This window comes from Mycobacterium sp. Aquia_213, assembly GCF_026625985.1.
In the GTDB taxonomy this organism is placed as follows: Bacteria; Actinomycetota; Actinomycetes; order Mycobacteriales; family Mycobacteriaceae; genus Mycobacterium.
This window is the reverse complement of sequence record NZ_CP113116.1, coordinates 88,709-111,095: the sequence shown is the minus strand read 5'-3', so window position 1 is coordinate 111,095 and position 22,387 is coordinate 88,709. Positions and strand designations below refer to the sequence as shown.

The following is a 22,387-nucleotide window of genomic DNA, read 5'->3' as shown; positions in this document are numbered from 1 at the left end:
CAAAGGAGGCTCGCACGGTCGCAAAGTTTTGTCAATTATGACGAAACTTGCTCGGCCGTCGCCGTGACCCAGGAGTCGGTGATCCCCGCGCGCAGCGACTCGAGCGCCGCGTGGCACAGCCGCGCGAGTTCGCCCAGTGAGCGGTCGTCGGACTCCATCCAGACCTCCATCGCGCCGAACACCGCGGCGGCAATGCACCGTGCGGTCACCGCCGTGCGCACCTGCTGGTCCACCGTGGCGTCGCTCCCCCTGCTGCGCCGTTCCAGCTGCGCGCCAATGGCATCGGCGAAGTCGGCCTGGACCTCGCGGATGTGGCGGACGATGCGACCGGGGTCCAGTTCGTCTTGGCGCAGGGCGGCGATTTTGGCCACCGCGTCGACGTCATACGGGAACGAGAAGATCGCCGACTGCACCGAATCGATGATCGGTTCCTCTGCCGGCCTGGCGTCCAGGGCCGCGCGAAACCAGTGCAGGCCGGTGTAGTCCGCGAACAGCAGGTCGTGCTTGGAGCTGAAGTGCCGATAGAACGTCCGCAGCGATACCCCGGCATCGGCCGCAATCTGTTCTGCCGACGTGTCTTCCACGCCCTGGGCCAGGAATCGGACCACCGCGGCCTGGCGCAGGGCTTCGCGCGTGCGCTCGCTGCGCGCCGTCTGTGCGGGCCGGACCATTCAGGCAAGATACCAAGAATTCTTTTGACAATATTGACAAAACTTCGCGACGGGGGTGAGACTGCGCCCATGGTTTCCCTCATCGCCCACGCGGTACTCGGACTGGCGGTCATCATCTGGATCGTCAAGTCCAACTCGACGGTCTTCGCCCGGCCCGCGGGCGGCCCCTTGTTCTCGCCGCTGGAAATTGTGTACTACGTGGTCGGGATCGCCTCGATCGCGCTGGGTTACTACTTCAACATCCGCTTCGTGCAGGAATACGCGCCGCACGGGCTGTCCGGGACGCACAACCCGATCTGGGGCCCCGGCAGTTGGACGCAGTACATCCAGATGATGTTCGTCAACCCCGCCGCCGGTTCCGCGGGGCAGGACTACACAATCGCCAATGTCATTCTGCTGCCGTTGTTTTCGATCGTCGACGGGTACCGCCGGGGTTACAAACGGCCCTGGCTGTACTTCGTGGCCAGCCTGTTCACCAGCTTCGCGTTCGCCTTCGCGTTCTACTTCGCGACGCTGGAACGCCAGCGCCGCCACGAACAAGAGCGTGCGACGGTCAACGCCTAAGGCTCGAGCACCTCGGTCCCGACGAACGGCACCAGCGCCGCGGGCACCCGCACGCTGCCGTCGGGCCGCTGGTGGTTTTCCAGGATCGACACCAGCCAGCGGGTGGTGCCCAGCGTGCCGTTGAGCGTGGCCGCGATCTGCGGCTTGCCGTTGTCGTCCCGGTAGCGGGTGGCCAGCCGGCGCGCCTGGAACGTGGTGCAGTTCGACGTCGAGGTCAGCTCGCGGTAGGTCTGCTGAGTGGGAACCCACGCCTCGCAGTCGAACTTGCGGGCGGCCGACGAGCCGAGATCGCCCGCGGCCACGTCGATTACCCGATAGGGCACCTCGATGAGCGCCAGCATCTCGCGCTGCCAGCCCAGCAGCCGCTGGTGTTCGGCCTCGGCCTCGGCGGGCGTGCAGTAGACGAACCCCTCGACCTTGTCGAACTGATGCACCCGGATGATGCCGCGAGTGTCCTTGCCGTAGCTGCCGGCCTCGCGGCGGAAGCACGACGACCAGCCCGCGTAGCGCAGCGGGCCGCCGGACAGGTCCAGGATCTCGTCGGAGTGATAGCCGGCCAGCGGCACCTCCGAAGTGCCCACCAAATACAGGTCGTCGGCTTCGACCCGGTAGATCTCGTCGGCGTGGGCGCCCAGGAATCCGGTGCCGGCCATCACCTCCGGCCGCACCAGCACCGGCGGGATCATCGGGACGAATCCGTTCTCGACGGCCAGGCGCAGCGCCAGCTGCAGCAGGCCCAGCTGAAGCAGTGCACCCTGGCCGGTCAGGAAGTAGAACCGCGAGCCGGACACCTTGGCGCCGCGCTGCATGTCGATCAGGCCCAACGACTCACCCAGTTCCAGGTGATCCTTCGGATTGTCGATCGCCGGCGGCTCACCGACGACGTCGAGCACCGCGAAGTCGGCCTCCCCACCCGCGGGAACCCCGTCGATGACGACGTTCGAGATCGCCATGTGTGCCGCGGTGAATGCCTTCTCCCCGTCGGCCTGGGCGATTTCGGCGGCCTTCACTTGCTCGGCGAGCTCCTTCGCGCGCGCCAACAACGCCGGGCGCTCCTCGGGCGACGCGGCGCCCACGCTCTTGCTGGCGGACTTCTGCTCGGCGCGCAGCGTGTCGGCGGCCGAGATCGCGGCCCGGCGGTCGGCGTCGGCGGTCAGCAGGGCGTCGACCAGCGCCGGGTCCTCACCACGGCTGAGTTGGGAACGGCGGACGGCGTCGGGGTTTTCCCGGAGCAACTTGAGGTCGATCACGGCCTGAAGACTACTTTCGGGTCGGCACCCGCCGCGCGGAGCATCCGCTAGCGCTAATCCCAGGACTCACATCTGTAACGTTTGTCACGTTCGCCCGAGCGTCCTGTCAGAATGGAGTCGATGTCGGACACGCTCGAGACGCAAGTCGCCGCACCCAGCCCGCCCGCCGCAGCGGCGGAGCAGCCGCTGGCCGGCCTCCAGTTGCCGCGCACATTGCAGGCGACCGCGACCCGTCGGGCGTTGCTGCTCTTCGCGCTCGGCGGGCTGCTGATCGCCGGCCTGGTAACCGCCCTGCCGGTCAGCGGGCCGGGGCAGGGTCGGCTTGCCGGCTACCTCGACAGCAACCCCGTGCCCAGCACCGGAGCTAAGACCGACGCCGCCTTCAACCGCGCCAAAAGCGGGGACTGCTTGATGTGGCCGGACGTCACGCCGGAGTCCGCGAGCATCGTCAAGTGCGCCGACGACCACAAGTTCGAGGTCGCCGAGTCGATCGATATGCGGACCTTCCCCGGCTCGGAATACGGTCCCAACGCCGCCCCGCCGTCACCGGCTCGCATCCAGCAGATCAGCCAGGAGCAATGCGAGGCGGCGGTGCGCCGGTACCTCGGCCCCAAGTACGACCCCAACAGCAAATTCAGCGTCAGCCTGCTGTGGGCGGGCGACCGGGCGTGGCGCCAGTCCGGCGAGCGCCGCATGTTGTGCGGCCTGCAGATGCCCGGTTCTAACAACGAACAGGCCGCCTTCAAGGGCAAGGTCGCCGACGTCGACCAGTCCAAGGCCTGGCCCGCCGGAACCTGCCTGGGCATTGACTCGACGGCGAACCAGCCCATCGACGTCCCCGTCGACTGCAAGACCCCGCACGCGATGGAGGTCACCGGCACGGTCAACCTGGCCGAGAAATTCCCCGGTACGCTGCCGGCCGAGCCCGAGCAGGACGGCTATATCAAGGACGCCTGCACCAAGATGACCGACGCCTACCTCGCGCCGATCAAATTGCGCACCACCACGCTGACGCTGATCTACCCCACCGTGTCGCTGCCCAGTTGGTCGGCGGGTAGCCGCGAGGTCGCCTGCAGCATCGGCGCCACGTTGGGCAACGGGGGCTGGGCCACCCTGATCAACAGCGCCAAGGGTCAGTTGCTGATCAACGGTCTGGCACCGGTGCCCCCGCCCGACATACCCGAAGAGCGGCTCACCATGCCGTCGATGCCGGTTCAGCTGCCGGCCAGCCCGGCGAGTCCGCCCCAGCAATCCAACACTCCGCCGGAAATGCCGCAGGGTAATCAGCACCTGCCACAGCAGCAGCCGGTGGTGACGCCGCCGCGGGCGACCGCGCCGCAGGCTCCGGCTTCCCAAGCGCCGCAGGATGTTCCGTCACCGCCGGCCGACGGTGGGGCACCCCAGCCGCCGGCCAACCAGGCGCCGCCGCCCATGCCGGATGCACCCCCACCGGGCGCTCCGCCCGCGCCAGCCGAGCCGGCCCCGGCAGGTTAGCCGCGTGGCCGTGCGGATGGATCCGCAGCGGTTCGACGAACTGGTCTCCGACGCACTCGACCTGATCCCTGCCCAGCTGGCGGCCGCCATGGACAACGTCGTCATTCTCGTTGCAGACCGTCACCCCGACGAGCCCGAATTGCTGGGGCTCTACGAAGGGGTGGCGTTGACCGAGCGCGACTCCGACTACGGCGGATCGCTTCCGGACGCGATCACGATCTACCGCGAGGCGCTGCTCGACATCTGCGAGTCCGACGACGCCGTCGTCGAGGAGGTGGCGATCACCGTGATCCATGAAATCGCGCACCATTTCGGCATCGATGACGACCGACTGGAAGAACTGGGCTGGGGCTAAGATCCGGCAAAACCGCCGACATTCGGGCGCGGCAGCGCGGATTTGTCGCCACCTGGTGCTAGGAACGGCCTATGAGCGCAGAATGCCGCGACTGCCGGGCAGGCTTAGAACACTGCCACGGCACCATCATTCGCCACTCGCTGCGCCGTTCGGAATGCACCGAACCGGACTGCGTCAGCCCCGAGCTGCTGGCGCACACGTTCGTCGTCGACTGCGACGCCGTCGGCTGCAGCTGCCCGGAATTGGTCGCGCTGGCGGTCTGATCAGCCCATCGGATCGGTGCCTGACCGCACCGCCTCGGCGACGGGCGTCGCTTCGAGTTCGGGGTAGAACGGCGGTGTCAGGGTTCCCCACCGCACGCAGCTCCACCGCCCGTCGGTGATCGGGGCCAACACCACCGACTCGGCATTGCCCAGATGGTTGTCCAGCGCGAAGTTTGCGTCGACTCCGGCCAGCACCGCGGATACCAGCCGGATCGCCGCACCATGGCTGACGACGACGATGTCACCGCTGAAGGCGTGGTCGTCGAGATAGCGCATCCGCAAGTCGGTGAGCACCGGGACGTAGCGGTCCAGCACCTCGTTGGCGTTTTCACCGCCGGGCAGCGGCACGTCGAGTTCGCCGTGCTGCCAGCGCTCGTAGATCGCGTTGAACTCCGCGACCGCCTCGTCGTCATTGCGGTTTTCCAGGGCGCCGACCTGCACCTCGTGTATCCCGGCCAGTTCGTGCCGAGCCACGTCCACCGCGTCGCCGATCACCGCGGCCGTCTGCGACGCCCGGTTGGCCACCGAGTGCGCAAGCAGCGCCGGCCGGCCCGCGTCGAGTGCGAACGCCCGGGCCTGGTCGCGCCCCTCCGGCGTCAAATCCGCCCCGGGCGGCCGGGTATCCAGCCGGCGCTCGACATTGCCGAAGGACTGGCCGTGCCGAAGCAGCACCAACCGACCACTCATCGTTTAAATCCCCCCGCCGGAAGCATCGGCCTGCTCAGGTTTACCCTCCCTCAGCCGCGCCAGCCAGCGCGACGCCTCGTCCGGTGGTGGTGGCCCGATGCCCGCGGCCGGGCCCGTGGGCCAGGAACCTAAATAGCGCACATCCACACAACGACGATGCAGCGCCTTGAGTGCCTCGGCGACGGCGTCGTCGTCGATGTGGCCCGCGCAGTCGGCGAAGAACTGGTAGGTGCCGAGTTCGGTTCGGGTCGGCCGGGATTCGATGCGGGTGAGGTCGATGTCGCGGATGCCGAATTCGCCCAGCGCGGCGAGCAGCGCGCCCGGCGCATTCTCGATCCGTAACACCACCGACGTGCGATCGGCGCCGGTGCGCACCGGCGGCGGTCCCGGCAGGCCGACGAGGACGAAGCGGGTGCGGGCGTTGGCTTCGTCGACCACGCCCTCGGCCAGCGCCTGAAGCTTCCAATGTGTGGCGGCCAGCGGCGAGGTCACCGCGGCGTCGGCCTCCCCCTTCGCCACCTGCCGGGCGGCGTCGGCATTGGAGTACGCCGGCCGCAGTTCGACACCGGGCAGATTGGCGGCCAGCCAGCGGCGGACCTGGGCCGCGGCCACCGGAAAGGCCGCCGCCGTCCGTATCTCGCCGGGGTCGCGGCCGGGTTTGACGACGATGCTGAACGCCACGTCCAGCGTGGTCTCGGCGAAGATCTGCAGCGGCGATCCGTTCGCCAAGCTGTCCAATGTCGGCACCACCGTGCCGTCGATCGAGTTCTCGATCGGCACGCACGCGTAGTCGGTCTCGCGGCTACGGACCGCCTCGAGCGCGGCGGGCGTGCTATCGATCGGCAACCGATGCACCGGCCCTAGATTCTGGTCCGGGATCAGACCGGCGGACGTCATCTGTAAGAGCGCCGCCTCGGTGAAGGTCCCTTCGGGACCGAGGTAAGTGATGCCGACCACGACCACAACCCTAATGGCGTCGATCGGAAAACAGGCCTTGCTTCGACCTTTGATCTAAGTTAACTTAGGCTTACCTAAGGACCGAAGGAGAACGATGTTACCGCTGACCAGCGCCGCGCCGACGACTGCCGAACGCATCCGCAGCGCCTGTGCCCGGGCCGGCGGAGCCCTGCTTGCGGTCGAGCGCGAGGACCCGGTGCCCACGCCGGTGCACCACCTGCTGCACGACGGATCCTTCGCGGTAGCGCTGCCCAGCGACAACGCGGCGGATCGCCGGGTTTGTGGATCCCAAGCGCTGCTCGAGCTGACCGACTACGCGCCGCTTCCGCTCCGGGAGCCGGTCCGGTCGCTGGTGTGGGTCCGCGGCCGCCTGCGCCAGGTCCCACCGGCCGAGATCAATCCCACCCTCGATGTGATCGCGAGCGAGTGCCCGCACCCGGCACTACTGCAGGTGGATACGCCGAAATGCATGCCGCCCACGCCCGGGGAGGAGAGGTACACGCTGATGCGGCTCGAGGTCGCATCCGTCGTGGTTACCGACGCCACCGGCGCCGAGCCCGTCAGCATCGAGGACCTGCTCGCGGCGCGGCCCGACCCGTTCTGCGACATCGAGTCGAGCCTGTTGTGGCATCTGGACAACGCCCACGCCGACGTAGTCGCCCGCCTGGTGTCCCGGCTCCCGGCGCCGCTGCGGCGCGGACACGTCCGCCCGCTGGGGCTGGACCGCTACGGCGTGCGGTTCCGCGTCGAGGGCAGCGAGGGCGACGACCACGACATCCGGCTGCCTTTCCACAAGCCGGTGGACGACATGACCGGGTTGAGCCAGGCCATTCGCGTGCTGATGGGCTGCCCGTTCATCAACGGCCTGCGCGCTCGCCCCTAGCCGGGCGTGCCGCGCGCCGGCTGCGGTGAGTGGGGCACGTAAGTTAGCCGAGTGAGCGGCGACCGACCACCACACCGTGGACGGCCTCCGCGACCGGTGCCGCCGCGGGATTCGCGTCCCGAACCACCTCCGCTGATTCACCGCGCCACCAATCCGGCGCCGTCTCCCACCGACGAGACCGTGCCGCTCCCCCGCGTCGCGCCGGCCCCCGCCGATAGGGCGGTCCCCGGCCATCTGGCGGCGCGGGACAAGCCGAGATCTCGCGCCCGTCCACGCGACCGGTCAGCGCCCCCGTCGGACCTGCCCGGAGTGCACCGCAAGCGCAAAAAACGCCGGTGGGGCCGCATCATCGCATCGACGTTGCTGATCGGTTTGCTGCTGGTCGGCGCCGGCGTGCTGGGCGGCGGGATGTGGCTGGACACCACCCTGCATCGCAAGCCGGTACTGACCAACTACGCCGATCGACCTGCGTCCAGCCGCGGCACCAACTGGCTGCTCGTCGGCTCGGACAGTCGCGAAGGCCTATCGGTCGAACAGCAGGAGAAGCTGGCCACCGGAGGCGATGTCGGTAGCAGTCGCACCGACACCATCCTGCTGATTCACATCCCCGCGCTGGGGTCGAGCAACCCGACGGCGATGGTGTCGATACCGCGCGACTCGTTCGTGCCGATCCCCGGGCACGGCAAGGACAAAATCAACTCCGCCTTCGCGATGGGTGGGGCAGCGCTGCTGACCCAGACGGTGGAACAGGCCACCGGACTGCGCCTGGACCACTACGCCGAGATTGGGTTCAGCGGGTTCGCGGTCCTGGTGGACGCCCTCGGCGGCGTCACCGTCTGCCCGACCGCGCCGATCAACGACCCGTTGGCCGGCATCGACCTGCCCGCCGGCTGCCAGCAGCTGAACGGCCGCGGCGCGCTCGGATACGTCCGGACCCGCGACACCCCCCGGGCGGATCTGGACCGGATGGTCAACCAGCGGCAGTTCATCTCGGCGCTGTTGCACCGCGCCGCCAGCCCGTCGGTGTGGCTCAATCCGTGGCGCTGGTACTCGGTCCCGCACGCCGCGGCCGACGCGCTGACGGTCGACGACGGCGATCACGTGTGGGACCTGGCGCGGCTGGGCTGGGCGCTGCACGAATCCACCACCACGCTGACCGTTCCGATCGGCGACTTCACCAGCAACAGCGCGGGCTCGGTGGTGGTGTGGAATCACGACGTGGCAGCCAAGCTTTTCGAGGCGCTGGCCGCAGACGCGCCGGTGCCCGCCGCCGCACTCGACGGACAGTGATATCGATTTTTGGGCGCTAATGCGCGGCACCAATTCCAGAATGCGCGCGGTGAAATGATGCCTTTCTAGAGTTAGGTAAACCGGGTCTGAACAAATGGCGCATAGACCGGCCTAAGAGCTTTTCATGAGTCGGTCCCGCGCTCTTTGCACTGCCCTTCTACCTGCGCTAAGCTGCTGACATGACCGCAACCGAAGCCCCGAAGTCTAAGTTCCACTCATTACTCCAGGAACAGATTTCTCACGAATTCACCAGCTCTCAGCAATATGTTGCGATTGCCGTTTATTTTAGCGCCGCCGAGCTGCCGCAATTGGCGAGGCATTTCTACGGACGCGCGCTCGAGGAACGCAACCACGCAATGATGCTGGTGCAGCATCTGCTCGACCGTGACGTGGACGTCGAGATCGCGGGCATCGACGCGGTGCGCAATAAATTCGAGCAACCACGGGACGCGCTGGTCCTCGCCCTCGAGCAGGAACGACTGGTCACCGACCAGATCACCCAACTCGCCCGGGTGGCCCGCGACGAGGGTGACTACCTCGGCGAACAGTTCATGCAGTGGTTTCTGCAGGAGCAGGTCGAAGAGGTCGCGGTGATGAAAACCTTGGTGACGGTGTCCGATCGCGCCGGAGCCAACCTGTTCGATCTGGAAAACTTCGTCGCCCGCGAGGTGGGTACTCAGGCAGTCAGCGCGAGCGCTCCACCGGCCGCGGGCGGCCACCTCGTCTCGCCGGTCTAACCCCTGCCGTCGAGGGTCCGCGAGTTTTCCAGCCAGGTTTTCGTGCGGCCGGGGTGATTGGTGGCGATCCAGGCCACCCCGACGTCCCGGCAGAAGTCGATGTCGTCGTACCCGTCGACGGTCCAGCAGTACACGGCCCGGCCCTGGGCGGCGGCGCGATCCACCAGCTGTGGATAGTCCTTCAGCGCAATGATCGAAGGCCCGACCGCGGTGGCCCCGACGGCGGTGGCCGCGCTGCTGGTCAGGTACCGAGCATTCCGGCCGAGCAGCACCGTCGGCAGCAGCGGTGCTGCTCGCCGGATTCGCCAGACCGCCGCGGCCGAGAAGGACATCACCACCGCGCGCGACCGGGCGGCGGACGCCGGCGAGGCGATGCCGTAGCGGTGCAGCAGCGCCAGCAGCTTGCTTTCGACCAGCGAGCCGTACCGGACCGGATGCTTGGTCTCGATGAAGATCTTCACCGGGCGGTTCCAGTCGAGTACCAGCGATACCAGGGCATCCAGCGTCAGCAGGCTGGTATCACCGTGGGTGCCGTCGGACCGCCAGCTGTCGTGCCAGGCACCGAATTCGAGCTCGCGCAGCTGGGCCAGCGTCATGGTGCTGACCAGCCCGGCGCCGGTCGAGGTCCGGTCCAGTCGGCGGTCGTGCACACACACCAGATGGCCGTCGCGGGTCAGCCGGACATCGCATTCCACGCCGTCGGCGCCCTCTTTGAGTGCGAGGTCGTAGGCGGCCAGCGTGTGTTCGGGGCGAGCCGCCGATGCGCCGCGGTGGGCAACGACAAAGGGATGCCCGGCGACCACTTCGTCGGCCCACGTCATTCCCCTATGCTGCCGGTTCCTCCCCCTTCAACTCAACCGGAGCAGCGGCGGACTCGCCGGGCCGATCCGGGAGATCTGGGGTTACCACGACCCAGCGATGCGCGGGCCGTGCGACGGGCTTGCGTTCGAATCCCTCGAAAACCCGGGCGACGGCGGCCAGTGTCGCCGCCGCGAACAGATACCCGAACACCATCAGGACGGTGTTGTTCGCGATGCCCTGGGGGTCGGTGGCGAAGCTGGTGACGACGGCCCAGATCGACACCAGGTAGCTGAAGATCCAGGCGATCCACCACTCCAGGATGGGCCGGCGCGCCCGGCTGTAGTGATCTTCGAGAGCGGCCAGTTCGATGACGTAGACCGGAGCCCAGAACAGATTGGCCAGCGGCACGACGCAGCCGGCCCACAACGCCGTGACTGACCGATGATCGGACAGGCCGTAATGCGCAAACACGGCCGCCCGCCGTGCGATCAGCCACCGGATCAGGAACACACCGGAGGTGATCAGCGCCACTAGCGCCACCACACTGGCCAAGTCCCCCAACCAGTCCGCCGCGGTCGCCACCAGCGAGTTCAGCAAGGTCTTTCGGTTGTAGACCAACAACGCGTACCGGGCGACGTACACCAGCGCCGCACCGCCGAGCGAGAGCACGCTGATGAACAGCACGAGGCGCACCACCGCGGCCGGCGGCCCGTCCGGTGCCGAACCTTCCGCCCCGGACGAGGTGTGTTCGACGCGGTCGGTCAAACCCCAACGCGGGATCACCGCATAGCGGGGGGTGGGGCCGAGGGCCCGTCGTCCCCGCCGCGCGGGGGGTGCGGCCCCCGGACGCACCGCGATCCATCGGAAGCCCGGCGGCAACCGCGGCGGGGTGCGTTGCGGCGCGACCGGGCGAGCGGGCGCCGTGGGGCCGCCGTGCGTACTCCAGCGGGGATCGGCCGCCGGCACATCGGCCAGCGGGGCGAGCAGGGCGCCGCGGCAGCGGGGGCACCACTCGCGCCGGCGTTCGCGCACGTTCCACCGAGTGCCGCACTGGGAGCACACCTGGATCACCGGACCAGAGTAGCGCTGGCGACGATGCGGGCCGCATCAACGCGACCATCGCAACACCGCGCCCGGCTTCCTGAAAAGCAGCGATGCCCCGGGGTTTGCGGGAGCGCGGGGTGCCTCGCAAAGGCGCACCGTTTGCGCGTAGAAATCCGCGTTCGGCGTCGCGGATCGACACCTGTTACGCCGGTCACAGCTACTTCATGACTATCCACAGTTTCCACAGGTTTATCCACATGGGCCGTAGGGGTATAGACGCAATCAATCAGCAACTAGCGGTTAACCCTGGCCCCAACTGTGGATAACGCTGGGCATTTTTCGTGCGCCATCGACAGGCCAGACGAGCAGCCGAGCGAATGGACGGCCCCGTTGCACAGTCATCGGACCCGCTCGATCGGAGCCCTGGCTCGGCTGGATCCCCGCCTGCCGCTCGTCGCGAATATCCGCAGCTCAGCGTCTTGCTGCTCGGGGCATTTTTCAACCCCATCACAAAGGGTTATGATCGCCATCACCGAAAATGTTGTGACTCACCTCACTCGACCGAGGTGAACTACCGGTGAAAGGCGATTGATGGCGATGCATTCGTTCGGTCCGGGTACCCCGGCCGCGTCGAACTCGTATTCCGGATCGCCTGCCTGGAACCACAGTTACAGCATCGCGGCCTTGCGTGCCGGCTTGATCGCGTTGGCGTTGCTCGCGGTTCTCGCCCTCATCGTTTTGTCTTGATTATTTCCTCTTGAAACCATGCCGAATGGGTATTCGGCTTACCGGCCCATAGTGGCCGTCCTTGCGGCGCGTGCAGTCATGGAGCAGGGTTGATTACGCTGAGCCTGTCGCGTGGCGGACTCCGTGCGAATGCGCGTTAAGACGATCATCGAGGAAAGGAATGCCGTGGCTGAATACACCCTGCCCGACTTGGACTGGGACTACGCAGCGCTGGAACCACACATCTCAGGTCAGATCAACGAGATCCACCACAGCAAGCACCATGCGACCTACGTCAAGGGCTTGAACGACGCGATTGCCAAACTGGAAGACGCTCGCGCCAACGACGACCACGCCGCAATCTTCTTGAACGAGAAGAACCTGGCGTTCCACTTGGGTGGTCACGTCAACCACTCGATCTGGTGGAAGAACCTGTCGCCGAACGGCGGGGACAAGCCGACCGGCGACCTTGCTGCCGCCATCGACGACGCCTTCGGGTCGTTCGACAAATTCCGCGCTCAGTTCAGCGCGGCTGCCAACGGCTTGCAGGGCTCGGGCTGGGCGGTGCTCGGCTACGACACCCTCGGCGACCGGCTGCTGACCTTCCAGCTGTACGACCAGCAGGCCAACGTCCCGCTGGGCATCATCCCGCTGTTGCAGGTCGACATGTGGGAGCACGCCTTCTACCTGCAGTACAAGAACGTCAAGGCCGACTACGTCAAGGCGTTCTGGAACGTCGTCAATTGGGCAGACGTGCAGTCGCGTTACGCGGCCGCAACTTCGAAGACCCAGGGCCTCATTTTCGGCTGATTCCATCTCGAAGGGCTGGGGCGTCACGCGGATCGCGTGGCGCCCTTACCTTTACCCCGGCCCGGTTGGGTCGCTGCAGGAAGGCAAGCGCCAGTGGCCGTGTCGAGTTGCACCGCGCCTAAACCGCAGGCATTCTTAACTATTCGAGCTACCAGCGTGGTTACTTCGGACGACGACGTCGCGGGGAGGTCGAGATGGAAACCGGGTCAGGCCAGCCGATAGGGGTTGCCCCCTTCCATGCTCGTGGTGCCCTGAAGGGGTTCGTGATCTCCGGCCGTTGGCCTGACTCGACCAAGGAGTGGGCGCAGCTGTTGATGGTTGCCGTGCGGGTCGCTTCATTGCCCGGATTGCTTTCCACCACAACGGTATTCGGCGCCCGCGAGGAACTGCCCGACGAGCCCGAGCCCAACACCGTCGGCCTGGTGCTGGCCGAGGGCACCGTATTCGGTGAATCAGCAATCCAGCCAGGGTATTTCGCGGATCATCAACCTCCTGCGCTGCTCATGCTGCATCCCCCTTCGGAAACCACGCCGTCGTTGCCGGAATGCACCGGAGCGGCGTCGGGATGCGTCCTGCTGCCGGGGTTGCCGTATCTCGGACTAGAGCACCGGGCGGCGTGGGTCGAAGCGGAAGCCGACGGCACCATCACGTCGATGGTGAGCCGCGTCGGCGTCGACCCCATCAGCCATCCCGACACCGCGATTCTGGCCATGCTGCTTGCGGCATAAGGGAATTCGAACGATTTAATTCGATACCCGAATCCACAGATACGGGTATCCGAACTTTGCTGCCTTCCTGGCGTGCCCACGATTTGCCCGCTAGCCTGGGACCGTTAGCGAAGGGGAGTAGCCCCAAATCGTCGCGTCGACATACTGGCGAATAGCCCGGCCGGCGAACCGGTCCCAACGGATCGGTGGGCGAGACCTTCGACCGGTGTTCGATGACCACAGCGGTTGTCAACGACGCGTCGAAAGGTCACCCAGGTGCTTGCCGCGACACTCTTGAGTCTTGGAGTGGTCTTCCTCGCCGAACTCGGCGACCGGTCCCAGCTCATCACGATGACCTACGCGTTGCGCTTCCGCTGGTGGGTGGTGCTACCCGGAGTGACGATCGCCGCCTTCGCTGTGCACGGGCTTTCGGTGACGATCGGCCACTTCCTCGGCGCCGCGCTGCCGGCGCGCCCGATGGCCTTCGCGTCCGCGATCGCATTCCTGATTTTCGCCGGGTTGGCGTGGCGCGAGGGCTCCGCCGACGTCGAGGTCTCGAACGCGCCCGAACCCCGCTTCGCGCTGCTGACCGTGGTGTCGTCGTTCGCGCTCGCCGAAATCAGCGACAAGACGACCTTGGCGACCGTGACGTTGGCCAGCGATCACGACTGGGCCGGCGTCTGGATCGGTAGCACCTTGGGCATGGTCTTGGCTGACGCGCTGGCGCTCGGTGCCGGGATGCTGTTGCACCGCCGCCTGCCCCAGCAGCTGCTGCACATGGTGGCCGGCGTGCTGTTCGGAATTTTCGGCCTGTGGATGCTGTTTGAGAACGCGCTGGGCTGGCGCCCGGTGGCCATCGCGGCCTCCGTGGCAATGGCATTGGCCGCCCTATCCGCGGCGACGGCGCAAACTCTGCGACGCCGTCACACCGAAGCTTCAATCGCCAGGAGGTCACCGGAAACCGTCTAAGGTGCAGCGGCACTCCTCCGCGCGGGCCGGCCGAGCCCGGCAGTCGCCCCCAGAGGTATCTCTGCGGGCCATTTACTGCACCCTTCCCCTCTTGGCGTCGCCGAAATCAGACCGGACAGCAAAGTAGGCTTTCAATGGGTCTGCGTTGTCGGCCCGTTGCGAGATATCCGCCCGACACCATCGGCCGTGCCGCGGCGCCACCCCTCCCCGGATCGCGGACGCACCCCGACACCAGACTTGCTTTCTGCGGATAACCTGTGAGTTTTGTTCGCTTTATGGACACTGCCGTCATTTAGTTGGACGCTCGTCAAGTGTGGATTGAGCGAACTCGGGGGAGGCCACCAGCGAACCCGCCCCCCTTTGCACCTGGTTGCGGACTCAAACACTCGCTACCATGGTCAGCAAATACACTTAGGTAATAGTTTCACTTCTACAGCCCAGTGGAGGTCATATCGATGAGCACGACGTTTTCCGCCCGCCTGAACCGCTTGTTCGACACGGTGTATCCACCCGGGCGGGGGCCGCACACCTCCGCGGAGGTGATCGCGGCACTCAAGGCGGAGGGCATCACGATGTCGGCTCCCTACCTGTCGCAGCTACGCTCCGGGAATCGCACGAACCCGTCGTCGGCGACCATGGCCGCCCTGGCCAACTTCTTCCGTATCAAGTCGGCCTACTTCACCGACGACGAGTACTACGAGAAGCTCGACAAGGAGCTGGTCTGGATGTCCTCCTTGCGCGACGACGGTGTCCGCCGCATCGCCTTGCGCGCCGTAGGGTTGTCCGCCCAGGCCCAGCAGGACATCGTGGAGCGCGTCAACGAACTGCGCCGCGCCGAACACCTCGACGCCTAGCCGGTTACCCGAGCGCAGCCCGCCCTGTTGGGCTGCCGTCGGCCTGTTCCGATTAGGGTTGGCTCCACGGATCGCGTACACGCGACAGCGATAGTCCACGAGACACCGGGAGGCGGCCGGGAATGGGCCTGTTTCGCAAGCGAAAGACCCGCGCTACGCGTCGTGCCGAGGCCCGCGCGATCAAGGCCCGCGCCAAGCTGGAAGCCAAGCTCGCCGCCAAGAACCAGGCGCGCCGGTTCAGGGCCGATCGACGCGCGGCCGACAAGGTCCTCAAGGCGCAGCTCAAATCGCAACGCGACACCGACCGCACGGCGTTGAAAGTCGCCGAGACCGAGCTCAAGGCGGCGCGCGAGGGCAAGGTGTTGTCGCCGACGCGGATCCGGCGGGTGTTGACGGTGTCGCGACTGCTGGCACCGATCCTGACGCCGCTGATCTACCGGGCCGCGATGGCCGCTCGCGCGCTGATCGACCAGCGTCGCGCGGATCAACTCGGGATCCCGTTGGCGCAGATAGGCCAGTTCTCCGGGCATGGCGCCCAGCTGTCGGCGCGGATCGCCGGCTCGGAAAAGTCCCTGCGAATGGTGCTGGACAAGAAGCCCAAGGACGCCGAGACCAAGCAGTTCGTGGCAGCCATCTCCGAGCGGCTCACCGATTTGTCGGCGGCCGTCACCGCCGCGGAGAACATGCCGGCCGCGCGCCGTCGCGCGGCGCACTCGGCGATCTCATCGCAACTCGACGGCATCGAAGCAGATCTGATGGCTCGGCTCGGATTGACCTGAAAGTAGTGTTCTGACATGCCATTCCGCGACAAGTTGATTCCGCGCGCCCTGATTGTCGTCGCGGCTGCCGCCACGCTTTACGTCGGCGCGGCGAGCACCACCGCGCCGGCCTGGGCGCACGTCCATGCCAGCAGCGACAACCCTGCCCGCGGCGCCATGGCGATCGTGACCTTTCAGGTGCCCAACGAATCCGACAAGGGCGCCGCAACCACGGCGCTGACCGTCACGCTGCCCAATGTCGCGTCCGCGCGCACCGAAGCCATGCCCGGGTGGACGGCCAAGCTCGACCGCGACGCGGCAGCCGGCACCGTGCATTCGGTGACCTGGACCGCGGCGCCGGGGGGCGGCATCGGTCCCGACCAGTTCGCGCTGTTCCGGATCTCGGTGAAACTGCCCGACACCGATACCGTCAGCTTCCCGGCCACCCAGACCTATGCCGACGGGTCGGTCGTCAAATGGGACCAGCAGCCACTGCCCGACGGCGGCGAGCCCGAGCATCCGGCACCCATGCTGACACTCGGCGCCGGGTCGGGCGCCCCGCACGAGCACCACCATTCGGGCATGCCCTCCGACCACGGCGCACCGACGTCCGGCGACAACATCGCGCGGGTGTTGGGCGGAGCCGCCTTGGTCGTGGCCGCGCTGGGCATCGCCCTGGTGCTGGTCCGCCGTCCCAGGACATGACCCGGCTGGCCGTCGTCGCCTGGGCGGGCCTGCTGCTCGCCGCCATGCTGTTGACCGCGACGCTGACGGCACAAGTCGCGTCGGCGCATGCCACCCGGGTGTCCGCCGAGCCCGCCGACAATGCGGTTCTCGCGACCGGTCCGGACCGAGTCAGCGCCACCTTCAACGAGCGATTGCAGACCACCTTCGCCGCCATGACCGTCGTCGGACCGGACGGCAACGTCTGGTCCACCGGTGACACCACGGTGCAGGGCGCGGTCGTCGGCATCGCGCTGCGCCCGCTCGGACCGACGGGCACCTACACGGTGAACTACCGGGTGACGTCCGCCGATGGCCATGTGGTGTCCGGGTCGTGGTCGTTTCGGCTGACAGTGGCCGGTACCGGCACACCGGGACCCGCGGCCGCTACCAGCGACGCCGGCCACGGCATCCCCGTCTGGCCGTTCGTCGCGGTGGCCGTCGTGATCGTCGGCGCGGGCCTGTTGTGGACGCTGCGCCGCAAGCCCTGACTGGCTGGCCGGCAAGGCTTGATCAGCCGTGCTGGCATGATGGGGTCCGAGTAACTTTTGGCGGCGCTAGAAATGGCCGGGAGAAAGCTGCGAAGGAGCGGCCGCATGGCAGACCCTCAAGATCAACCCAACAGCGAAACCAACGGCGCAGCGACGCCGCCGGAGCACACGCCCCCCGCCGAGGCCGCCAAAAAAGCACCCGCAAAGAAAGCACCGGCGAAGAAAGCACCCGCGAAAAAGGCCGTCGCAAAGAAGGCCCCCGCGAAGAAAGCACCCGCAAAGAAGGCACCCGCTAAAAGCACTGCGCCCGCACCGCCGAAGCCGCCGGACGCGCAGCAGACTCCACAGCCCATGCTCGAGCCCAATGGTGAAATTTCCGCCGCCGCTAAAGATGCTGCAGCACAAGCGAAGTCCACAGTGGACGGCGCCAACAACCCAGTCTCCACGAACATTCCGCAATCAGCACCCGGCCAGTCGTCGTTACCGCTGGTGATCGCCGTCGCGCTAAGCCTGCTCGCGATCCTGCTGATCCGGCAGCTGCGGCGGCGCTGATGAGCGTGTCGTTCGAGGCAACCGCCGATCTCGTCGACCGCATCGGGCCCGACGTACGCAGCTGTGATCTTCAGTTCCGCCAGTTCGGCGGCCGTACCGAATTCGCCGGACCGATCAGCACCGTGCGTTGTTTTCAGGACAACGCGCTGCTGAAATCCGTACTGTCACAACCGGGTGCGGGCGGAGTGCTGGTGATCGACGGCGCCGGCTCGCTGCACAGCGCGCTGGTCGGCGACCTGATCGCCGAACTCGCCCGCTCCAACGGCTGGGCCGGGCTCGTCATCAACGGCGCGGTGCGTGACGCCGCCGCATTGCGCGGCATCGACATCGGCATCAAGGCGCTGGGCACCAATCCCCGCAAGAGCGGCAAGAGCGGCGTCGGCGAGCGCGACGTGGAGGTCAGCCTCGGCGGCGTGGCGTTCACGCCCGGAGAGATCGCTTACAGCGACGACGACGGCATCGTCGTCGTTAGCGCCTAAACCGTTACTCGCGCACGCTTTTTCGCGAATCGCAGGCCCTCGTCGGCGACCTTGCCGCGGCGGATCGTGCGCATGTCGAGCAGATAGTTCTGTTTGAGCCGCCACGGCTCGCGCGATCCCGACTTGGGCAGCAAATGTACCGACCGCAGCAGGTAGCCGGGGCTGAAGTCCATGAACGGCAGTTCGTCGACGTCCTTGCCGGGACGCTGCGGCTCCACATTGTCAAAGCCGTTGGCGTCCATGTAGTTCAGCAAGCGGCAGACGAATTCTGAGACCAGGTCGGCCTTCAATGTCCAGGACGCGTTCGTGTAGCCGAAGGTGATCGCGAAGTTCGGCACCCCGGAGAACATCAGGCCCTTGTAGGTCATCAACGACGTCAGATCGAAGGCCTCGCCGTTGCGGGTGGGCTGCACCCCGCCGAGCAACTGCATGTTCAAACCCGTTGCGGTGACGATGATGTCGGCTTGCAGTTCCTCGCCCGAGGCGAGCTTGATTCCGTTTTTGGTGAACCGCTCGATGGTGTCTGTGACGACGTCGGCCTTGCCGTGCCGGATGGCCCGGAAGAAGTCGCCGTCCGGAGCCAGGCAGAGCCGCTGGTCCCACACGTTGTAGCTCGGCCCGAAGTGCTTCTCCACGTCGTAGCCCTTGGGCAGGCGTCGCTGCGCCATCGTCATCAGCAGGTTGCGCATGTAGGCGGGGCGCTTACGGGCCAGCTGATACTGGAAGGTGCTGAAGATGATGGCCTTCCAGCGATTTGCGATGTGCGCCAAGCGCTCCGGCAGCAGCCGGTTGGCCCGCTCGGCGAAGGGGTCGACCCCGGGCAGTGAGCCGATGTAGGTCGGCGAGCGCTGCAGCATCGTCACATGGCCCGAGCCGGAATTCACCAGGGCCGGGATCAGCGTGATCGCGGTCGCGCCGGACCCGATCACGACGATCTTCTTGCCCGCGTAGTCGAGGTCCTCCGGCCAATGCTGCGGATGGACGATGGTGCCCCCGAAATCTTCGGCGCCGGGGAACGCCGGTGAGTATCCCTCGTCGTAGTTGTAGTAGCCGGTGCAGGCCAGCAAGAAGGAGCAGGTGATCTCGTGCTGTTGGCCGTCGCTCTCGACGGTCAGGGTCCACTGGTTGTCGGCGTCGGACCAATCCCCGCTCACCACGCGGTGGCGGTAGCGGATGTGCCGATCGATGCCGTTCTCGACCGCGGCTTCCTTGATGTAGGCCTTGATGTCGGCACCCTCGGCGATCGACTTCGCCGAGCGCCACGGCTTGAACCGGAACCCGAGCGTGAACATGTCCGAGTCGGACCGGATGCCCGGATATTTGAACAGGTCCCAGGTGCCGCCGAGATCGTCGCGGCGCTCCAGGATGGCGTAGCTCTTGGTCGGGCAGCGGTCCTGCAGGTGCCAGGCCGCGCTCACGCCGGAGATGCCAGCGCCCACGATGACGACGTCCAGGTGCTCAGTCATGAGGGCCACGTTATCAACGCGGTGTTGATCTAGTCAACACACTGTCGAAATCCTCAACCGTGTGTAAAGTAACGGGCGTGACGACTGCCGGCCAGACTCGCGCCCTGCGCGGCCGCCGCTCCCTGCGCCCGTCGGGCGATGACCGTGAGCAGGCGATCCTGGCGACCGCCGAGCGGTTGCTCGAAGACCGTTCGCTGGCCGACATTTCGGTCGATGACCTGGCCAAAGGCGCTGGCATCTCGCGTCCGACGTTCTACTTCTATTTCAAGTCCAAAGAAGCCGTGCTGCTGTCGCTGCTCGAGCCGGTGATCGCGCGCGCCGACTCCGAGTTCGACGGTGCGGTGATGCGGCTTCCGACCGACCCGCGCCGGGTATGGCGCAACGGCATCAAAGCGTTCTTCACCGAATTCAGCACGCACCGTGCCGTGGCCCGGACCGCGACCGAGGCGATGGCCACCAGCTCGGAGCTGCGGACGGTGTGGTCGGGGTTCATGCAGAAATGGATCGACCAAACGGCCGCGATGATCACCGCCGAGCGGGAACGCGGCGCCGCCCCGGACACCATCCCGGCCGCGGACCTGGCGACATCGCTGAACCAGATGAACGAACGCACGATGATGGCCGCGCTGTCCGCCGAGACACCGGCGGTGGAGGTGGAGCGAGTCGTCGACACCCTCACCCACATCTGGCTCAGCAGCATCTACGGCGAATCCGGCTAGTTGTCACACCTGCGTGCGAACATATGTTCGTGCGGTGTGATGCGTCCATCCTGCACGCGGACCTTGACTCGTTCTACGCATCCGTGGAACAGCGTGACGATCCGACGCTTCGCGGTCGCCCGGTGATCGTGGGCGGCGGCGTCGTGCTGGCCGCCAGCTACGAGGCCAAGGCCTACGGCGTACGCACCGCGATGGGCGGCAGGCAGGCCCGGCGCCTATGCCCCGATGCCGTCGTGGTGCCACCGCGCATGTCGGCCTATTCGCGCGCCAGCGACGCGGTCTTCGACGTGTTCCGCGACGTCACCCCGATCGTGGAGCCGCTGTCGGTGGACGAGGCGTTCCTCGACGTCGGCGGCTTGCGGCGGGTCTCCGGCACGCCGGTCCAGATCGCCGAACAACTGCGAGTCGACGTGCGGGATCGGGTCGGACTGCCGATCACCGTCGGCATCGCCCGCACCAAATTCCTGGCCAAAGTCGCCAGTCAGGAGGCCAAGCCGGACGGACTGCTGCTGGTGGCGCCCGATGGCGAGCTGGCGTTCCTGCGACCGTTGCCGGTGCGCCGATTGTGGGGCGTGGGCGCGGTGACCGCCGACAAGCTGCACGGCTACGGCATCACGACGGTGGCCGATGTCGCCGAGCTCAGCGAATCGACGCTGGCCTCGTTGCTGGGCGGCGCGATGGGCCGCCAGTTGTATGCGCTGTCGCGCAATATCGACCGGCGCCGGGTCAACACCGGGGTGCATCGCCGGTCGGTGGGCGCCCAGCGGGCATTGGGGCGCGCCGGAAATCGCATGTCGCCCAACGAGATCGACGCGGTCGTGGTCAACCTGATCGACCGCATCACGGCCCGGATGCGCGGCGCCGGGCGCACGGGTCGCACCGTGGTGCTGCGCCTGCGGTTCGACGACTTCACCCGGGCAACCCGGTCGCACACCTTGCCGTGGGCGACGTCGTCGACGCAGCCCATCCTGGCCGCCGCCCGGCAGCTGGTCGCGTCGGCCACACCCGCGATCGCCCAACGCGGGTTGACCCTGGTCGGTTTTGCGGTGTCGGGCATCGATCGCAGCGGTGCCCAGCAGCTGATGCTGCCGTTTCAGGAGGAGTCGCTTGCGGTAGACGCCGCGGTCGACCAGATCCGCCAGCGGTTCGGAAAATCCGCCCTGACCCGCGGGGTGTTAATCGGGCGCGATTCGGGTATAGAGATGCCGCGACTACCAGACTGACAGATGTCCATCGCCCAACCAATTCCGTTCTGACCCATGCTATTTCGATGATAAGAGCTTTGTTTGAGATGCCGCGCGAGCCCGGCGGGCCCGAGTGCCCGCTTGTAGGCTGGCAAAAAACCGACCCCGAAAGTGAGTAACTGAACACGATGCCGCCGCCGGACAAAGGCCGCGAAAGCGGCCTGCCTCGCGAAGGTCTCCTGCTCGGTTATAGCGCGGTACTCGCGCTATCCGCGGGCTTCGTCAACGCGGTAGCCCTGCTGATTTTGGCGTTGCCGGTCGGCAACCTCACCGCGATCACCACCCAGCTGGGCATGAACACGGCCAATCCCTGGCTCTATGAAGGCCACGTGCTCGCCGCGATCTTGTTCGGCTTCCTGGCGGGCGCGACCATGGCCGGGGCGGTTCTCGCCCCCACCGAAGCCCTGGCGGGCCCGCGCCACGCCGTCGTGCTCTTCACCGAGGCGGCGCTGCTCGTGCTGGCCGCGGCCGGCGTCGAAGATACCTTCGTCAAGGCGGAGATCAACGAGCTGGGGATTGAGCAAACCGCCGTGCAGGCCATGTTCGCCGCCACCGCACTCGGCTTGCAAAATGCGATGACTTCCAGTTTTCGCGGCATGGCGATCCGCACTACCCACTTCACCGGCACCGTCACCGACCTGGGTCTGATGCTCGGCCGCAGCCGGCAAGACGGGATCCAGAAGTGGAAGGCCGCGATCCTCGTGACGACGCTGGTGCTGTTCTTGGGCGGCGGCATCGCCGGGATCATGTTCGGCGTTCACTTGGGCGGCTACTCGCTGCTCATACCGGCCGCCACCTGCGCGATCGTGGCCGGAGCCAACGTGCTACACAGCCGTGGCGGCAGCGACGAACCCGTTCCCGAGGCGGCGGAAGCGGCGCGGGCCTGAGCCGTC

The 22,387-nt window shown here is 66.9% G+C and carries 26 protein-coding genes and 1 pseudogene; 20 read left to right on the top strand and 7 right to left on the bottom strand.

What is annotated here, in order from left to right; all coding sequences use genetic code 11:
- Positions 1-35: 35 nt before the first annotated feature.
- Positions 36-671 (bottom strand): TetR/AcrR family transcriptional regulator, encoded by a 636-nt coding sequence (locus tag LMQ14_RS00500; protein ID WP_267732935.1) that lies wholly within the window; start codon positions 669-671, stop codon positions 36-38.
- Positions 672-740: 69 nt separating this feature from the next.
- Between LMQ14_RS00500 and LMQ14_RS00495 the strand changes: the two genes are divergently transcribed.
- Entirely contained in the window at positions 741-1,235 is a 495-nt protein-coding gene (locus LMQ14_RS00495; protein ID WP_267732934.1) for a DUF2834 domain-containing protein, read from the top strand.
- On the opposite strand, the gene serS is transcribed toward LMQ14_RS00495, so the two are convergent.
- Positions 1,232-2,485 carry a serine--tRNA ligase gene (gene serS, locus LMQ14_RS00490; RefSeq protein ID WP_267732933.1) on the bottom strand — a complete coding sequence of 418 codons (1,254 nt, stop codon included), beginning with the start codon at positions 2,483-2,485 and terminating at the stop codon, positions 1,232-1,234. The two genes, LMQ14_RS00495 and serS, sit on opposite strands and share 4 nt — an antisense overlap.
- A gap of 111 nt (positions 2,486-2,596) precedes the next feature.
- On the opposite strand from serS, the gene LMQ14_RS00485 reads away from it, so the two are divergent.
- The 3 genes and pseudogenes from LMQ14_RS00485 to LMQ14_RS00475 all read left to right on the top strand — a co-directional run bounded on the left by LMQ14_RS00485 (position 2,597) and on the right by LMQ14_RS00475 (position 4,597).
- A complete protein-coding gene (locus LMQ14_RS00485; RefSeq protein WP_267732932.1) occupies positions 2,597-3,979 on the top strand; it encodes a septum formation family protein in 1,383 nt (460 codons plus the stop codon).
- 4 nt (positions 3,980-3,983) lie between these two features.
- Positions 3,984-4,409: pseudogene (locus LMQ14_RS00480) on the top strand (metallopeptidase family protein).
- Positions 4,406-4,597 (top strand): hypothetical protein, encoded by a 192-nt coding sequence (locus tag LMQ14_RS00475; RefSeq protein WP_267732931.1) that lies wholly within the window; start codon positions 4,406-4,408, stop codon positions 4,595-4,597. Before LMQ14_RS00480 ends, LMQ14_RS00475 begins: the two are co-directional and overlap by 4 nt.
- Here the strand turns inward: LMQ14_RS00475 and LMQ14_RS00470 are convergent, their stop codons facing one another.
- Positions 4,598-5,284, bottom strand: a complete 687-nt coding sequence (locus tag LMQ14_RS00470; RefSeq protein ID WP_267732930.1) for a histidine phosphatase family protein — start codon at positions 5,282-5,284, stop codon at positions 4,598-4,600.
- A 3-nt stretch (positions 5,285-5,287) separates the two neighbouring features.
- The gene (gene pheA / locus LMQ14_RS00465; RefSeq protein WP_267732929.1) at positions 5,288-6,241 is read right to left on the bottom strand and encodes a prephenate dehydratase; all 954 of its coding nucleotides are present in this window, start codon (positions 6,239-6,241) and stop codon (positions 5,288-5,290) included.
- Positions 6,242-6,335: 94 nt separating this feature from the next.
- Between pheA and LMQ14_RS00460 the strand changes: the two genes are divergently transcribed.
- The 3 genes from LMQ14_RS00460 (at position 6,336) to LMQ14_RS00450 (ending at position 9,151) form a co-directional block, all read left to right on the top strand.
- Complete coding sequence (locus LMQ14_RS00460) at positions 6,336-7,124, top strand: DUF2470 domain-containing protein (protein WP_267732928.1); 789 nt, start codon at positions 6,336-6,338, stop codon at positions 7,122-7,124.
- Between the two features lie 51 nt (positions 7,125-7,175).
- The gene (locus LMQ14_RS00455; protein WP_267732927.1) at positions 7,176-8,414 is read left to right on the top strand and encodes an LCP family protein; all 1,239 of its coding nucleotides are present in this window, start codon (positions 7,176-7,178) and stop codon (positions 8,412-8,414) included.
- A 179-nt stretch (positions 8,415-8,593) separates the two neighbouring features.
- Positions 8,594-9,151 carry a ferritin gene (locus tag LMQ14_RS00450; RefSeq protein WP_267732926.1) on the top strand — a complete coding sequence of 186 codons (558 nt, stop codon included), beginning with the start codon at positions 8,594-8,596 and terminating at the stop codon, positions 9,149-9,151.
- Here the strand turns inward: LMQ14_RS00450 and LMQ14_RS00445 are convergent.
- Positions 9,148-9,972: a glycerophosphodiester phosphodiesterase gene (locus tag LMQ14_RS00445; protein ID WP_267732925.1), complete on the bottom strand. Its 825-nt coding sequence runs from the start codon at positions 9,970-9,972 to the stop codon at positions 9,148-9,150. The two genes, LMQ14_RS00450 and LMQ14_RS00445, sit on opposite strands and share 4 nt — an antisense overlap.
- Before the next feature lie 4 nt (positions 9,973-9,976).
- Positions 9,977-11,023 carry a DUF4328 domain-containing protein gene (locus tag LMQ14_RS00440; protein WP_267732924.1) on the bottom strand — a complete coding sequence of 349 codons (1,047 nt, stop codon included), beginning with the start codon at positions 11,021-11,023 and terminating at the stop codon, positions 9,977-9,979.
- A gap of 564 nt (positions 11,024-11,587) precedes the next feature.
- Between LMQ14_RS00440 and LMQ14_RS00435 the strand changes: the two genes are divergently transcribed.
- The 10 genes from LMQ14_RS00435 (at position 11,588) to rraA (ending at position 18,065) form a co-directional block, all read left to right on the top strand.
- Positions 11,588-11,743: a hypothetical protein gene (locus LMQ14_RS00435; RefSeq protein ID WP_169718189.1), complete on the top strand. Its 156-nt coding sequence runs from the start codon at positions 11,588-11,590 to the stop codon at positions 11,741-11,743.
- A gap of 165 nt (positions 11,744-11,908) precedes the next feature.
- On the top strand, positions 11,909-12,532 hold the full coding sequence (locus tag LMQ14_RS00430; protein ID WP_163791486.1) for a superoxide dismutase: 624 nt from the start codon (positions 11,909-11,911) through the stop codon (positions 12,530-12,532).
- 194 nt (positions 12,533-12,726) lie between these two features.
- Positions 12,727-13,260 (top strand): peptidase, encoded by a 534-nt coding sequence (locus tag LMQ14_RS00425; protein WP_267732923.1) that lies wholly within the window; start codon positions 12,727-12,729, stop codon positions 13,258-13,260.
- Between the two features lie 255 nt (positions 13,261-13,515).
- A complete protein-coding gene (locus tag LMQ14_RS00420; RefSeq protein WP_267732922.1) occupies positions 13,516-14,208 on the top strand; it encodes a TMEM165/GDT1 family protein in 693 nt (230 codons plus the stop codon).
- Positions 14,209-14,663: 455 nt separating this feature from the next.
- Entirely contained in the window at positions 14,664-15,062 is a 399-nt protein-coding gene (locus LMQ14_RS00415) for a transcriptional regulator (RefSeq protein ID WP_267732921.1), read from the top strand.
- A 122-nt stretch (positions 15,063-15,184) separates the two neighbouring features.
- On the top strand, positions 15,185-15,841 hold the full coding sequence (locus LMQ14_RS00410; protein ID WP_267732920.1) for a DUF6474 family protein: 657 nt from the start codon (positions 15,185-15,187) through the stop codon (positions 15,839-15,841).
- A 15-nt stretch (positions 15,842-15,856) separates the two neighbouring features.
- Positions 15,857-16,525 carry a YcnI family protein gene (locus LMQ14_RS00405; RefSeq protein ID WP_267732919.1) on the top strand — a complete coding sequence of 223 codons (669 nt, stop codon included), beginning with the start codon at positions 15,857-15,859 and terminating at the stop codon, positions 16,523-16,525.
- Positions 16,522-17,034 carry a copper resistance CopC family protein gene (locus LMQ14_RS00400; protein ID WP_267732918.1) on the top strand — a complete coding sequence of 171 codons (513 nt, stop codon included), beginning with the start codon at positions 16,522-16,524 and terminating at the stop codon, positions 17,032-17,034. Before LMQ14_RS00405 ends, LMQ14_RS00400 begins: the two co-directional genes overlap by 4 nt.
- 105 nt (positions 17,035-17,139) lie before the next feature.
- A complete protein-coding gene (locus LMQ14_RS00395) occupies positions 17,140-17,586 on the top strand; it encodes a nucleoid-structuring protein H-NS (protein WP_267732917.1) in 447 nt (148 codons plus the stop codon).
- A complete protein-coding gene (gene rraA, locus LMQ14_RS00390; protein ID WP_267732916.1) occupies positions 17,586-18,065 on the top strand; it encodes a ribonuclease E activity regulator RraA in 480 nt (159 codons plus the stop codon). The genes LMQ14_RS00395 and rraA overlap by 1 nt, the downstream gene beginning before the upstream one ends.
- Here the strand turns inward: rraA and LMQ14_RS00385 are convergent.
- Complete coding sequence (locus LMQ14_RS00385) at positions 18,062-19,531, bottom strand: flavin-containing monooxygenase (RefSeq protein WP_267732915.1); 1,470 nt, start codon at positions 19,529-19,531, stop codon at positions 18,062-18,064. The genes rraA and LMQ14_RS00385 overlap by 4 nt on opposite strands.
- A gap of 77 nt (positions 19,532-19,608) precedes the next feature.
- Between LMQ14_RS00385 and LMQ14_RS00380 the strand changes: the two genes are divergently transcribed.
- From LMQ14_RS00380 to LMQ14_RS00370, 3 genes are all read left to right on the top strand, one after another.
- Positions 19,609-20,250, top strand: a complete 642-nt coding sequence (locus tag LMQ14_RS00380) for a TetR/AcrR family transcriptional regulator (RefSeq protein WP_267732914.1) — start codon at positions 19,609-19,611, stop codon at positions 20,248-20,250.
- A gap of 23 nt (positions 20,251-20,273) precedes the next feature.
- Positions 20,274-21,473: a DNA polymerase IV gene (gene dinB / locus LMQ14_RS00375; protein ID WP_267732913.1), complete on the top strand. Its 1,200-nt coding sequence runs from the start codon at positions 20,274-20,276 to the stop codon at positions 21,471-21,473.
- A gap of 149 nt (positions 21,474-21,622) precedes the next feature.
- Positions 21,623-22,381 carry a YoaK family protein gene (locus LMQ14_RS00370; protein ID WP_267732912.1) on the top strand — a complete coding sequence of 253 codons (759 nt, stop codon included), beginning with the start codon at positions 21,623-21,625 and terminating at the stop codon, positions 22,379-22,381.
- Positions 22,382-22,387: the final 6 nt, after the last annotated feature.